Below are 15,183 nucleotides of genomic sequence, written 5' to 3'. Positions count from 1 at the left end.
ACTATATATGCATTTTCATTACCCCGGATACTTAATACTATTGGTATTAATACCTATATTGGTTATCTTCTATGTTTATGTTAATCGTAACCGCAAGAAAATGCTTAACCTGTTTGCAAGCACAACAATGTTATCAAGACTGGTTAATTACGCAGTAACTGAAAGGTTTATAATAAAAGCGGTACTGCTAACCACCACAACGTTCTTCCTGATATTTTCCCTCGCAGGCCCGCAGATCGGTAGCAGGCTGGTCAATATCAAACGCCACGGTGTGGACATAATAATCGCCATAGACTGCTCGACAAGCATGCTGGCAGAAGACATTGCGCCAAACCGTATGCGTAAAGCAAAGGATAACCTTTCAATGTTTGTTAACCAGTTACAGGGCGACAGAATCGGTATCATAGCGTTCTCCGGTACTGCATTCATGCAATGCCCGTTAACACTGGACTATAACGCTGCGAAGATGTTATTATCCCTGATTGACCCATCCCTGATCCCGCGGGCCGGGACATCCATTGGTGAAGCTATACAACTTGCAACAAAATCTTTCTCCCAGAAAGAAAGGAAATACAAAGTACTGGTACTCCTAACCGACGGTGAAGATCATCAAGGCGACCCGCTAGCAGCAGCGGAAGCTGCTAAACGTGAAGGGGTTAAGATATACACCATAGGCTTTGGCAACCCTGAAGGCGAAGTCATACCCATACGCGATACTGCCGGTAATTTGTTAGAATATAAAAAAGATAAATCAGGTAGTACTGTAGTAAGCAAACTCGATGAAACTACACTACAAAAAATTGCGATGCTCACCGGAGGCAAGTACTACCGTGCTACCGGCGGAGACATTGAAGTTCAGCGCATATACGACGATATATCCTCGATGGAAAAAAAGGAATTACAAAGCAAATTGTTCAGTAAATACGAAGACCGTTACCAGTACTTCTTAGGCATTGCGTTACTATTATTATTATTAGAACTCATATTACCTGAAACAAAACCCGAAAAAAAGGAGGCGAACGTATGACAAACAAAATCCTCGCCTTTTTATTAATCAGTTTATTGATACTCACCCCTTCAATACTTAACGCATCCGCAACGGGAAAGATCAACCGCGGGAATTATCATTACAACAACAAAGACTATGACCGCGCATTAGAATCATACCGTGACGCACAGATCAGCGCACCTGACTCTGCGGAGGTAAGTTTCAACCTCGGCAATGCGTTATATAAAAAGGAACAATACGACGACGCGAAGGTAGAATACCAAAAAGCTATAAACTCAAAAGACATCAAACTTCAATCACAAGCGTATTACAATACTGGCAACTGTCTATTCCGCCAGAACAACCTGGTTGACGCCATACAATACTACACTAAATCCCTGGAATTAAACCCCAACGATAAAGACGCGAAATACAACCTTGAATTTGCGCAACGCAAACTCAAAGAAAACGCGAAACAACAAAATAAACAGCAACAACAACAGCAAAAACAGAAACAGAAACAGGATAATAAAGAAAAAAAACAAAATGAACAGCAACAGGAACAACAGCAGCCAGAACAAAAAAAGAAGGATATGAGCGAAGAAGACGCTAAACGTTTGTTAGAAGCACTAGAAAACCAGGAGAAAGACGCACAGGATAAACGCAAAATGTCAACCCCCCAGCTACCTTCTATTGGGAATGATTGGTAATGCCATGCGTATGACGACAAAAAACATTATTGCTATACTACTCACATTACTTCTATCAACAACAATTATTACCACAATTTATGCGGCGGATATCACAATCACCGCGGAAGTAGACAAAACAACAGTCCCTCTTGACGGACAGCTTACTTTGCAAGTGACAGTCTCGGGCAACACACAAAACCTTCCCCGCCCGGCAATACCCGCAATGAATGATTTTAATATAGTACAGTCTTACAGTTCACAAAACTTTTCGTTTATAAACGGTGCGGTCTCAGCATCAGCAAACCATTCTTACGTATTAACACCGAAATCAGCCGGAAAGTTTATGATCCCGCAGTTTAGTATTAATCACCAGAACCAAATTATACAATCACAACAGATTACCATTGAAGTCACACAACCTTCTTCACAAAATCAAATAGGAACCGCGCAAAACACTACCCGTGCAAATCCTTCCGGCAAAGACGAGCCTGTATTCATAACATCTTCTATTGACAAAAACAGAGTGTATGTCAATGAACAACTGACGCTTACATTTAAGTTCTATACCCGCATCCGGGTACTACAACAACAATCATTTCAGCCGCCGGTTACCAACGGCTTTTGGGCAGAAGAATTATCCCCGCGGAAGGAATACCAAACCGTATATAACGGCAAACGTTATATGGTAACCGAATTCCGCACTGCACTCTTTCCTACTACAGCAGGTAAGTTTAATATAGGACAGGCACAGTTGAAGATAGCGGTTGAAGACACTTCGAACGACCCCTTTGGCGATGACTTTTTCCGCGGCTTTTTCTCCGGCGGGAAAGTGCTGACATTGAATTCCGAACCCGTCTCCGTAACAGTTTTACCGTTACCGGACAACAAACCCGCTGGGTTCAACGGTACGGTCGGTAATTACTCATTAACCGCAAAAACTGATAAAACCGAAATAAAACTCGGCGACGCAGTAAATCTTATACTCACTGTCGCGGGAACCGGTAATATCAAAACAATCACTGAACCTTCACTACCTCAGATGCTTAACTTTAGAAAATACGATACTCTTTCTAATGTAACCACCACCAAAGATAACGGTATTGTCCATGGTTCAAAAACTTTTAAAACAGTTATTATCCCTCAAACAGTAGGGAAACATGTTATCCCTTCTATTTCATACTCATACTTCAATCCTTCACAGGGTAATTATGTTACAAAAAACACAAACCCCATATCTGTTACGGTAACACCGGGCATAGACGGAGTTAAGACTTTAGCCGGTACAACCGGAGCTTCTCAGATACCCGGTACCACAGGTACTGATAGTGTAAACAATGATATTAAACTACTCTCTACGGATATCAGGCATATAAAAACCGGGAATAATACCACATTTGCCATGCCAATACGGTTCAACCCGTTCTTAATGTTATTATTTATACTACCCATCTTTGCCCCACTTGGAACCCTTGGGTATCAACGATACCGGGATGTTATCGGGAAAGACGTAAACAAGGTACGTCACAGCCGCGCAGGTAATACTGCGAGAAAACAATTAAGACGTCTTTCAAATAAATGTAAAACATTATCCTGTGAAACAGTTAGCGCTGAACTTACCGGTATTTTCTATCAATACCTTGCGGATAAGTTTGGCTTATACTCCGCCGGGCTTACCCTGACACAGATTGAAACTTTATTATTAGAAAAACACATCGCTGAGGATACTGTCAAACAAACCGTAAACGTATGCGAAGACCTGGATTTATTAAGGTTCGCACCCGGCAAAACTACCGGTGAAAACAACGAGTTATGTGTCAGAGTAGAAGAAATGATAAAAAAACTGGAGAAACACCTATGAACTTTGCCAAACCTGTATTTTATATATCAATAACACTTTTTTTCTTTACATTTCCGGAGTTAACTCACACGCAACAGGATGTATATATCAGAGTCAATAAATCACAGTATAAACTTTCATTGATGTCCGATGATAATACCGTTATCTCCACATACCCAGTATCCATTGGCTTGAATCCTGATTTAAAACCCAAACGTTACCAGGGTGACAACCGCACACCGGAAGGTACTTATCGCATAACAGAAATTATGACCAGGGACATGCCCGTGAAGTCGCAGGAATACAAAAAACTTGCGACATTAAATAAACGTAATTACCTCGCAAAAAACGGGTATCATAAGTATGGACAACCCGGAGTTGACCTCGGAACAAACGCATATGGCTATGCGTATATCGGCATAAATTATCCTAATAAAACCGATCTCCGTAGTTATGAAACCGCCTGTATAGCCGGACAAGTACCCAAAAAAGCCGGTAAGTACGTAGGCCCCGGCAGCGGGATTGCCATTCACGGTAATAATGACCCTGCATCAATACAGCATCCAGCCTCACAAGGATGCGTGCGAATGTTGAACACTGATATAAAACAATTAGTGAAGAATATTAAGACAGGAACCAAGGTAGTGATATTACCATGAAAAAAACACACAAATTTATGTCATTAATCATAATGATCACAGTTCAACTCATTGTTTTCTGCGGACACGCAATATCTGCACAGCCTACACCCTTGATTTCCACCCCAACCGCTGTGACACCATGGCAATTATATGATGAGATGAATAAAGCATATGAACGCATGGATTTTGCAGCAGCAATAATGCATGGCGAAAAATTAACAGGGCAATCAAAAATTAACGCTTCAGTATACTATAACCTAGGTAATGCATACTACCGCAATAACGAATTCGGCAAAGCTATCCTCAACTACCGCCGTGGGCTACGCCTCTCCCCGCGGGATGAAGATATCCGCCATAACTTAAACTTTACATGCCGGATAAGAAATGAAAAAGTGTGGACCAACTTTTTTGAACGCACCTTAAGCTACTTCAAAACTACTGAATTACTGGCAGCATTAATAGTATGTTCACTCATATTTTCCATCCTATGGATGTTATACATACTAACAACCTCACGTTCATACTATTGGCTGACATTAGCAAGTGCTGCAGTATTGATAATTTCAGGAACATTATTCTTTACACGCTGGCAAATATTTGAGAACAATACATGGGCAACGGTTATTGTTGATCAAACGCCTGTGTACTCCGGCCCTGGACAGGAATACGTAACAAGTTTTAACATCCCAGAAGGTAAACACGTTATAATACTTGGTGCTGATAACCATTGGTATGCCATTAACTTACCTTCGGAACACCTTAAAGGATGGCTGGAGAAAAGTAATACCGGAATTGAGAATTAACGTATTCTCAATACGCCATATCCGAAATAATACGTTTCGCGTAGAATAACCCTGCCGGCAATAAAACTGCATACAACGGTATCAATGTCACGATTTCATTCCACGGCGAGAAAAACACATAACCTATTACGATAAACGGTATGACAAGAAATAAACGTTTAACAAAATATTCTGAGTACCGGTACCCTTTATACGCAAGGAATATAAAAACGTTGAACAATAACGTTATGGTAGCCAAATTTTTTACTATCAATACAGGCGACGCGATATTTTCCTTAAACTGCATAACCGCGAACTCAAATATACCCGGGATATTAAATGATTTCAAAACTATCACCGAAACAAGATACGCAGCAATCAACCCGCCTATTCTTAACGCTTTTACACTGGGACTAATATTATGGTCAAAAGATAACTGAAAATAATATGCTAATATCAGGAACACCGCGGTTTCACGGTTAAATGCGGATACAAGAGTGCATAAAAACAGAGGCACATACTGTTTCTTGAACATAAACAGCACACCCGCTACAAAGACTACAGTTTCCAACAACATCCATGAACCATAGCTTATAGTACGTAAAGCAAGCACCAGAGATAACGCAGTCCATAATGTTCCGAATAGTTTCAGGTAAAAGTCAGTAAAAAACTTATTCAACAACCGGTAAATAAGATATAGCAGTAAAAATATACAGATAAAATCGTACGTTAAAAATGTTAATTTAAACGCAAAATCATGTGAACAAAATTTTGACAACACCTTTGTCGAAACATCAAAGATGTATGGCATAAGCACGCGATGGTTATACGGCTCCGCAGCAGTATGGTTAATAATTTCCGCATGACGGTACAGAGCGATATCAAAAAACCGTTTCTCAACCTTACTATAGAAATTATACGCAATAATTATTGATGCTGCGATCAACAAAAACACGAATAAACTGCGTTTCTCACCTTTAAACTCGTCAGTTATAAACATTATTACTATTACTCCATCAACACCCACGACGCCAGAGGCCGGATGACAGAAAGATTACTCCCCCTGATTTCCGGCGTCTGTATCATCGTAGACAATAATTCCAACTATTTTTTCTTATCTTCAAGAGCCGCATGCGCTGCCGCTAAGCGCGCTATCGGTACTCTGAACGGTGAACACGATACGTAGTTCATACCAACTCTATGGCAGAACTTTACGGAATCCGCATCCCCGCCATGTTCCCCGCAAATACCAACCTTCAAATCCTTCCTTACTGACCTTCCGCGGGTGATACCGAACTTAATAAGTTCACCAACCGCCGGCTGGTCTATTGTCTGGAAGGGATCTGCGGGTAATATTTTGTGTTCAAGATAATCCGGCAAGAAACTCCCGATATCATCACGGCTAAAACCAAACGTCATTTGTGTAAGGTCATTAGTACCAAACGAGAAAAACTCGGCAGCTTCCGCCATTTTTGCCGCTTGTAACGCTGCCCGCGGGATTTCTATCATCGTACCATACATAAAACTCAGTTTCTTCATCCCGAACTTCGCAAGGACTTCTTTATAAACCTTATCAACCAGCACTTTTTGGTTAACCAGTTCGTTTTGCGTGCATGTAACGGGAATCATAATTTCTGGAATCGCTTTTTTCCCGGCCTTAATGATCTCCGCTGCAGCTTCAAGAATTGCGCGTACCTGCATTTCGGTTATCTCCGGATATGTCACTCCTAACCTCACCCCGCGATGGCCAAGCATCGGGTTAGATTCGCGTAATGAATCCGCGCGCTTGTTTAGTTCGGACATATCAACACCAAGTTCCGTGGCTAATGCCTGAAGTTTATCTTCGCTATGAGGAACAAACTCGTGTAACGGCGGGTCAAGCAACCTTATCGTTACAGGATAACCATCCATAGTTTCTAACGTAGCTTTTACATCGTTCTTTACGAACGGGAACAACTGTTCCAGTGCTTTCTTTCGTTCCTCCAATGTCTTTGACATAATCATCTTACGCAGCAAGAACAACGGTTTATCGCTTCCTTCACCATAGAACATATGTTCCGTACGGAACAAACCAATACCCTGTGCGCCAAACTTAATTGCCTGTGCCGCATCCTTCGGAGTATCCGCATTTGTACGAACTTTTAACACACGTACTTTATCCACCATTTTCATAAGATCAGTATACGAGAGGTTATTATCGAGATCAATATCCACTAACGGCAGTTTGCCTTGATAAACCAGCCCTTTTGTACCATTAAGGCTCAACCAGTCACCTTCTTTGATGACAGTACCTTTTTTTGTTTTAAAACTCTTACCATCATCCAGGATCTCGACTTCGCCGCAACCTACTATACAACACTTACCCCAGCCACGTGCAACTAATGCCGCGTGGCTTGTCATCCCGCCTTTACTCGTAAGTATCGCCTGCGCTTTATGCATCCCGCCCACATCTTCCGGCGATGTTTCTTCACGTACAAGAATAACCTTTTCCCCTTTTGCTGCCCATTCTATCGCATCCGCTGAGTTAAATACCGCACGCCCTATCGCCCCGCCGGGACCTGCGGGTAATCCTTTTGCAATCGCGCTGTTTGCAGCTTCCGCCTTAGGATCTATCATCGGGAGAAGAAGTTCAACTAACTGGTTAGGCCCTACACGCATGATAGCAGTCTTTGCGTCAATCATTTTTTCTTTCACCATCTCAACTGCCATACGTACCGCCGCAACGCCGTTACGTTTACCAACGCGGCACTGCAACATAAACAGTTTACCTTTCTCTATGGTAAACTCAATATCCTGCATATCATGATAATGCTGTTCCAGCCTTAACTGTATATCATCCAGTTCCTTATAAATTACCGGCATAAACTGCTGCAATGTCTTAAGATGCTTACTCTGATCATTCTTTGAATATTCATTAATCGGTGATGGCGTGCGTGTACCCGCAACAACATCTTCACCCTGAGCATTTACGAGATACTCACCATAAAACTGGTTTTCACCTGAACCGGGATTACGGCTGAACGCAACACCGGTCGCGGAATCGTTACCCATATTACCAAACACCATAGACTGTACATTAACCGCGGTACCCCATTCATCAGGAATACGTTCAATCCTGCGGTAATCAATTGCGCGTTTACCGTTCCAACTCGAAAATACCGCACCGATACCGCCCCACAACTGTTCCTGCGCGTCATCCGGGAATTCTTTCCCTAATACCTGTTTGATGGTAACCTTAAAATCAGCAACTAACGCCTTTAATTCATCCGCTGTGATTTCAGTATCCGACTGGTACCCTTTTGAAGCTTTTAGCGCTCCAATTTTTTCATCTAAAACTTTACGGATACCTTTACCTTCCTGAGGTTCTATTCCAGACGCTTTTTCCATCACAACATCTGAATACATCATTATCAACCGGCGGTACGCGTCGTACACAAACCGTTCATTCCCCGTTTGTTTGATAAGGCCGGGGATAGTTTTCATATTCAACCCAACATTTAAAACAGTTTCCATCATACCCGGCATAGATTTTCTCGCACCGGAACGGACAGAAACAAGCAACGGGTTTTCCGAATCACCAAACTTTTTACCCATTAACACTTCAACTCTTGCCATTGAGTCATTCACCTGCTGGCTCAAAACACCGGGATACTTCTTCCCGTTCTGATAATAATATGTACACACTTCTGTAGTTATAGTAAAACCCGGGGGAACCGGTAACCGTAATTTAGGATGCCCTGCCATCTCAGCAAGGTTTGCACCTTTCCCGCCGAGAAGATCTTTCATACTTTCTTTCCCGTCTGCTTTCCCGCCGCCAAAAAAGTATACGTACTTCTTATTCCCAACTTTTTTCCCAATTTTCTTAGCTACCATTTTTTTCTTCTTAACAACCATTTTCTCTACTTTACTCCTTTCAAACCTCATGACCTATATAAAATTATTACTGACTCACTGCTGTGGATGTATCCTGACTTACTTCCACCTGCGTATTTTCCTGGGTATTAACTCCCGTAGTTTGTTCTCCTGCCGTTCCTTCTTCCGCATTTTCTTCTGCCTGCAATTCCGACTTATACGATTCGGTTTTAATCAAAAACACAACCCTACGGTTTTTTTGCATATTCTCCTCAGAATCATTCACCGCGACAGGGCGAAACTCGCCGTATCCTATGGCAGATAAACGTTTAGGCGCCATACCTTTTGAGTTAATCAAATATTTGATGATACTCGTAGCGCGTGCAGTTGAAAGCTCCCAGTTTGACGGAAACTGCGGGCTGTTAATCGGGCGGTTATCCGTATGCCCTTCCACCAAAATATCGTTTTTTAGGTCATCGAATACCGGCGCAAGTTTGTCAAGCATAGCGTTCATATCAGGAGTTACATCCGCTTTCCCGCTTTCAAAAAACGCGATCTTCCCTTGTTCTTCGAGAGTCAACTTCAACCCTTCCTTAGTCATCTCCGCCTTACCCTGGATTGTACCTTCTTTTAACAATTCCTGAATTTTTTCCTGTGCGTTCTGCATATCCTTATTCAATGCCGCGCCAAGTGCATAAAGTATAACAAAAAAACATACGAGTTCTGTCATTAGATCCGCATAGTTCACCATCCATGGCGGCGCAGGATGCCCAAATTGGGACACCCGCGGGTCATTTGCATCAATCATATTCCTGGATTTACGTAACGGCATATATTTTTTTTATATTCCCAACTTTTTCTTTAATCTACCGCCCACCGGCACGCGTACTCTTGATCAGCATACGTTTCGCAGGTTCAAGGTACGCCTTAAGGTTTTCTTCAATCATCATAGGGCTCGCTCCACCTTGTAACAACAACACACCACGGATAATAATTTCTTTTACAAATAACTCTTCTTCCGACCTACGCCTTAACTTCCCTGATATCGGCAGGAACAATAAGTAACCTGAACCTAACCCGAAAAACGCGGATGCCAGAGCGAGACCCATCCTCCGCGGCACTTCTTTTACATCATCAATAGTGTTTAACATCAAAATCATACCCAGTACCGTCCCGATGATACCAAACGCCGGTGCATAGGTTCCCAAAGCAGTAAATATTTCCTGCCCAACCTTATGGCGTTCACGTATAAAATCAAGTTCTGTCTCTAACATACTGCGTATAAATTCCTTATCATGCCCGTCAACTACCATCTGCACTCCGCGTTTAAGGAAATCATTATCAATCGTTGCGATGTCTGACTGTAACGCCAGAAAACCTTCTGTCCTTGCGCGTTTTGTGAGCTCCACGAAAATGTTCACTATTTGAGTAGTATCCTCACCGTATGCCCTCATAACTTTTCTTAACACACGGAATACGCCTATAACCTGGCTCATAGGATAGTTTACCATTAACGCACAGAATGTACCGCCCATAACCACGAGGAACGCTTCTGCGTTAAGAAAATACTGAAAAGCCGAACCTCCGCCTTCCGACATAAAGATGGCTAAAACTACAAGCCCTAATCCAGCAAATATACCTAGTATCGTTGCTATATCCATATGTTCCTAAACTCCTTATAAATAATATATACCTTTATCAAACCCTATTCTTGTTTAACAACTGCAAATCTTTATGTACCAAAGACTGGTACTCTACCATCTTTACTGCAATATCTTCCGCTGATTCTTTGACGATATACTTGTTCCCTGATATAAGATTAACCATAGTATTACCTTTAACTTCTACCGTCTCAATCAATTCAGGGTTCAACCAAAACTCCTGGTTATCCAGCCTATGCAGTTTTATCATAAACTCTTTCAAATTGTCCATACATCAATTCATTTCAAAAATAAAAGTATATTATAATAAAAAAACGCGGATATTTGAAGTAATATTATAACGATATTATTCCTGAGTATTATTTAATAAACATAAGCACAATAAAATACACAACCATTAATACTAAACCAACAGGCACGCCGAACATCGCCCATTCACGGCTGCCGATCTTAAGCTTATTTGCTGAGATAATGTTAGGAATATTCCCAGGTATCAGCATCCCTCCGGAAATAATCAATGCCATCACAGCATCCTTTATTTGTTCTATCTCCATCCCAGGGCTTATCTCAGCAGCTACTAATGTCGCGTTATCCAGTATCGCAGAGATCATATTGACCCAGTAAAGTACTGCGCTTGGTAATTTTATTATATACAAATCAATCACCGGCCGGAACCCTGTCCCCAAAAAGATAAGTGCCATCACAAACAGGTAAACTTTCGCCGTACGCAGCAATACATCCTTAAACCCTTCCGGTGGTTCATCTTCATGCAATGTCGCAGCCTCATCCCGAACTTTACGTTCAGTGATGAACCAGCTGAATGCACCGATTACCAGTATCCCGGGAAGTATGTATACCGCAAAATGTGTAAAAGGAAACCAAAAATTTGCGTAATACGGCGCGTCCTTAAGTTTTGCAACCAAAATTGTTGATAACGGCTCGCCAATAGGCGTCAATGCTGCTCCTATGCCAATAGAAAAACATGCAAGTACAACAATTTTTACCTCTGATTTGCGGTCTAGTTTAATAACATTAATGATTTCCACTAAAAACAATGCCGCTATGATTGCTGTAATCACGCTGGAAAGTATCCCCAGCAAAATAATCAATAACAGTACGAACAGTTTTATCCCGAGAATTTCCTCAAAATAATCCACACCGCTTTTAACTAACGGCTGAAGCCGCTGAAACAAAATCCCGGCAATAAAAACTGCAACTGCTATTTTTATGGGCTCCACCAGCGCTTCATGAACAATCTTCAAATTCCACGCTGACGATACCGTCATAGCAATACAGCCCATAACAAACAAAAATATTTCCAGGTTGTGCTCAACTTTTTTTATTAAAAACGGCAACACCAACACCATCGCAGTTACCGCTATTAAACCCCAAATAACTATAATAATACTCCTTCCAAAATAATGAAATCCCTTTACTCAATGCTTAGGATTCCCGTTTTTTGCCTGCCCACTCTGTTTTTTATTAATATCAATCATAGGCTTATTCAACCATTCAAACATTTTCCGCGTTGACTTTTTCTTCCCGAATATACGCTCAACATCAGCCAGGCGTTTTTCAAGTTCAGCAATGACCTGATCTTTTTGCTCCACATCCTTCTTCATCCAAACATTCTGAGCTTCCAGATTCAAAGTCCTTTCCTTTTCCTGCATCACAAGTTCCTGCATTTGTTTTTTAGTATCAATAAATTCTTTACCTTTAACCTCCAACTGCGCCTTCAAATCCGCGATCCGCGCTTCCAACCTCTTCTGTTCCACTTCATCCAATACCGTCTTATCTTTCATCTCCTGCCATGTATTCTTAAGCTCTTCGGCATGGCGTTTATAATCCTGTTTTTCCTTCAGTAATGCTTCATACCCTTTTTGCAGTTCCGCAAGACGGGTTTTGTAGTACGCAAGTTCATCAGTCCCGCTTACTTCCGAGGCAGGCCGTTGTTTCTGCTGTGTTTCAAGTTCCCCAATACGTTTCTTATACCCATCAATAATCTGTGCAACCTGTTTTTCATATTCCCCGCGGATATTATCTTTCATACTATCGCGTTCAACCACCATACTGTCAAACTTTTCTTTCATTTCAGTGATCTTATTCTCTAACTGATGATTAATTTCCAGGACACCTTCATTTTCGTCGATAAGTTTTTGGTACGCAATCTCCAAATCCTTATACTGTTTTTCTTCAACTACCGACGGAGCTAATCCTTTAATATCCCGCTGGATTGAAAGAAGATCCTTTTTCGATGCAAGTTCCGTCTCCAACCGTTTAACCTTGGTATTAAACATCATAACTTCATCTTCAAACCGCGCAAGCTGGCGTTTAGACTCAATAATTTCAGTTTCAAGATCCGCTGCGCGTTTAATTGCGATATTACGTTCAGCTGCGGTTTTTTTGTAGACCGCTTCGAGTTCAGGATTACCTGCTAATGAAGACAGTTTTGCCTTCAACTGCACAAGTTCAGCTTCATGCTGTTTCTTAATATCTTCTTCCTTATTTTTCCAGCTTTCCTGAAGCGCAGCAATATCATTTTGTTTAAAAATAAGTTTATGCTTTAACTCCTCCTGCTGCTGTTTCAATCCACCTGCTTCGGAAACCAGCGCATCAATCTGCTTTTGCTTTGCTGTAACAGACGCGGTACTATCCTGAAGTTCAGCCTTCAATATTTCTATTTCAGTTCTCAGGGTTTCAACATTTTTCTCCTGTTCCTCTTTTATACCGGTCAAATACGCAACTTTCTGACGTAATTCCTCATTCCCTGATGCAGACTCAAGCCCGTGCTGAGCTTCAACCAAGTTTTTCTTAGTTTTTGCAAGCTCCTGTTGAAGGTTCAGCACTTCGAGTTCGAGCTCGTCTATATATGCCTCACGCGCTTTTGCTTTCTCCAGGGCATTACCCGCGGAAACAAGCTGGGCATTAACTCCTGCGAGTTCCTGTTTCAAGCCGAATATCTGGGTTTCCAGTTCACGTATATTTTTATCCTTCTCCTGCACAACTTCAATTCCCGGAACCGAGGCAAACCATTTCTTACGTTCATTTGAGAACGAATCCTGCAGTTTTACTATCTCACCGTCTTTTTCATCAATTCTTTCCTGCCAGGCAGTGCGGTCACGCTCATAACGTTTCTCAAGCTCAGACGTCCTTAGCTGCAACGACGGCAAATCAGCAAGTTTTTCCCGTGCTTCACGCATCATCGTCTCATAAGTCTCAGAAGTTTTTCTTATCTTCTCCTCATAATCCTGCACTAACCGCGTTTTCTCCTGTTCAACTTCGCGTAACCTCAGATCTTTTTCTTTAGATTTTTGTGTTACTTGTTCATCAACCGTATTCTTAGATTCAGCGAGACGGCGTGAAATTTCAACATCCTTCTCTGCGAGTTTACCTACAAATTCCGCTTCAATTTTCTGGCGGATAGAAGATATCTCGTAGAAGTACCGTTCCTGTGCCTGTTGCGCCAAACGCAGCTCATTCTCCAGGTTCCTAATATTTCCGGTTAACTGATGCTTCTCATCTTCCATCTGCTGAATACGGAACCTGTATTCGGCAGTAACTTCCTCAGCGCGCCCTTCAACATGCTTCTTTAATGCCGCAATTTCTTCATCTTTAATCCTGATCTTTTCCTGCCAGAGTTCAACATTTTTGTCATACCCTTTTTCGCGGTTAAGCAGTTCCTTTTCATAACTCTTTTTATCTGACAGCAATTCACGGAGTTTGGAATCATACTCACCCTGTGTTTGTGTCTCACGGATAATATATTCATTTTTATATGACAAAATTTCTTCTTCTTTTGCATGCAGGCGCTGGTTATACAACCGCTGTTCTTCACGCAATAAGCGTTCTTTCTCCTTAAGCTCTTCCTTCAACTGTTTAACAAGCTCATCCTGCGCGGTAAGTTTTGTTTCGTACTCCTGCCGCGTATGGAACAATTGTTCTACCATCTTGCGTTCCATCCGTTCACGGAGTTCGGATATTTCACGGTCCTTTTGTTCTCTAACCGCGCGGATCTGAGAATCCTTAATCGCCATCTCAACCCGTACCGCGGTCATCTCTTCCTCCCGCGATTTCATTGCCTGCTGCCACGATTTTTCGCGGATATCCACGAGTTTATGTTCCAGCCCCTTAATTTCATTCTCCAACTTATCACGCGTATCCTTAAGTTCACGGTCTTTAGTATCGCGCAGAACGCGTTCACGGTTCTTGATAGACTCAAGATCCTGTTTTGCAGACCAAAGTTCCTGTTGTTTATCCTTAACCCTGGTTTCCCAGACATTGCGTTCAGTATTAAACTTTTTTTCAGTATCAACCAGGACATCTTTCAACTTTTCACTACTGGATTCCATCTCCATAACCTTTTTTTCATACTTAATTTTTTCGGATGATCCCATAGCAGCTGGCGCACCACTTCCTGGCATATTAAAAAGGTCAATTCCATCCATCGCAGGTAATCCTGGCATCGGCATATTTGAAATATCAGGCATAGCAGGTGTTGATGCTGATGCTGACATTAAATCTTTTATACTGATAGTACCCTGCCTAACATTTTCTGCAGTTGGAGCCGGGGGAACCGTACCATCATTTTCTTCCTGAAATACCGGCGCAGGGTTGACTTCAACATTGGAATCATGCGGCATAAGCGGAACCTCACCACTGCTGTTCAGCTTTCCCATCAAATTTTGTTTTTCATCTTTTTTGTTTTCCATAACATTCTCCTGATATACTAT

The 15,183-nt window shown here is 41.8% G+C and carries 12 protein-coding genes; 5 read left to right on the top strand and 7 right to left on the bottom strand.

Going from position 1 to position 15,183, the window contains the following annotated elements:
* The first annotated feature begins 7 nt into the window (after positions 1 to 7).
* Genes WC955_02515 through WC955_02495 form a run of 5 tightly spaced genes read left to right on the top strand, consistent with a single transcriptional unit; the run spans position 8 to position 4,961 of the window.
* A complete protein-coding gene (locus WC955_02515; GenBank protein ID MFA5857918.1) occupies positions 8 to 1,027 on the top strand; it encodes a VWA domain-containing protein in 1,020 nt (339 codons plus the stop codon).
* A complete protein-coding gene (locus WC955_02510; GenBank protein ID MFA5857917.1) occupies positions 1,024 to 1,698 on the top strand; it encodes a tetratricopeptide repeat protein in 675 nt (224 codons plus the stop codon). Before WC955_02515 ends, WC955_02510 begins: the two co-directional genes overlap by 4 nt.
* A 10-nt stretch (positions 1,699 to 1,708) precedes the next feature.
* A complete protein-coding gene (locus WC955_02505; protein ID MFA5857916.1) occupies positions 1,709 to 3,538 on the top strand; it encodes a BatD family protein in 1,830 nt (609 codons plus the stop codon).
* Positions 3,535 to 4,176, top strand: coding sequence for a L,D-transpeptidase (locus tag WC955_02500; GenBank protein ID MFA5857915.1), 642 nt, complete (start codon positions 3,535 to 3,537; stop codon positions 4,174 to 4,176). Before WC955_02505 ends, WC955_02500 begins: the two co-directional genes overlap by 4 nt.
* Positions 4,173 to 4,961 (top strand): tetratricopeptide repeat protein, encoded by a 789-nt coding sequence (locus WC955_02495; protein MFA5857914.1) that lies wholly within the window; start codon positions 4,173 to 4,175, stop codon positions 4,959 to 4,961. The genes WC955_02500 and WC955_02495 overlap by 4 nt, the downstream gene beginning before the upstream one ends.
* A 7-nt stretch (positions 4,962 to 4,968) precedes the next feature.
* On the opposite strand, the gene WC955_02490 is transcribed toward WC955_02495, so the two are convergent.
* The 7 genes from WC955_02490 to WC955_02460 all read right to left on the bottom strand — a co-directional run bounded on the left by WC955_02490 (position 4,969) and on the right by WC955_02460 (position 15,162).
* On the bottom strand, positions 4,969 to 5,940 hold the full coding sequence (locus tag WC955_02490) for a hypothetical protein (protein MFA5857913.1): 972 nt from the start codon (positions 5,938 to 5,940) through the stop codon (positions 4,969 to 4,971).
* A gap of 104 nt (positions 5,941 to 6,044) precedes the next feature.
* Positions 6,045 to 8,834, bottom strand: coding sequence for a pyruvate, phosphate dikinase (gene ppdK, locus WC955_02485; protein MFA5857912.1), 2,790 nt, complete (start codon positions 8,832 to 8,834; stop codon positions 6,045 to 6,047).
* A 46-nt stretch (positions 8,835 to 8,880) separates the two neighbouring features.
* Positions 8,881 to 9,624, bottom strand: coding sequence for an OmpA family protein (locus WC955_02480; protein MFA5857911.1), 744 nt, complete (start codon positions 9,622 to 9,624; stop codon positions 8,881 to 8,883).
* A gap of 34 nt (positions 9,625 to 9,658) precedes the next feature.
* Positions 9,659 to 10,453, bottom strand: coding sequence for a MotA/TolQ/ExbB proton channel family protein (locus tag WC955_02475; protein ID MFA5857910.1), 795 nt, complete (start codon positions 10,451 to 10,453; stop codon positions 9,659 to 9,661).
* A gap of 37 nt (positions 10,454 to 10,490) precedes the next feature.
* Positions 10,491 to 10,724, bottom strand: a complete 234-nt coding sequence (locus WC955_02470) for a flagellar FlbD family protein (protein MFA5857909.1) — start codon at positions 10,722 to 10,724, stop codon at positions 10,491 to 10,493.
* Positions 10,725 to 10,812: 88 nt separating this feature from the next.
* Positions 10,813 to 11,835 carry a DUF1646 family protein gene (locus tag WC955_02465; protein MFA5857908.1) on the bottom strand — a complete coding sequence of 341 codons (1,023 nt, stop codon included), beginning with the start codon at positions 11,833 to 11,835 and terminating at the stop codon, positions 10,813 to 10,815.
* 54 nt (positions 11,836 to 11,889) lie between these two features.
* Positions 11,890 to 15,162, bottom strand: coding sequence for a hypothetical protein (locus tag WC955_02460; protein MFA5857907.1), 3,273 nt, complete (start codon positions 15,160 to 15,162; stop codon positions 11,890 to 11,892).
* Positions 15,163 to 15,183 lie beyond the last annotated feature (21 nt).

It is taken from the genome of Elusimicrobiota bacterium (assembly GCA_041658405.1).
Taxonomy (GTDB): domain Bacteria; phylum Elusimicrobiota; class UBA5214; order JBBAAG01; family JBBAAG01; genus JBBAAG01.
The sequence above is the reverse complement of the archived record's forward strand: the minus strand, read 5'-3'. Positions and strand labels throughout refer to the sequence as shown.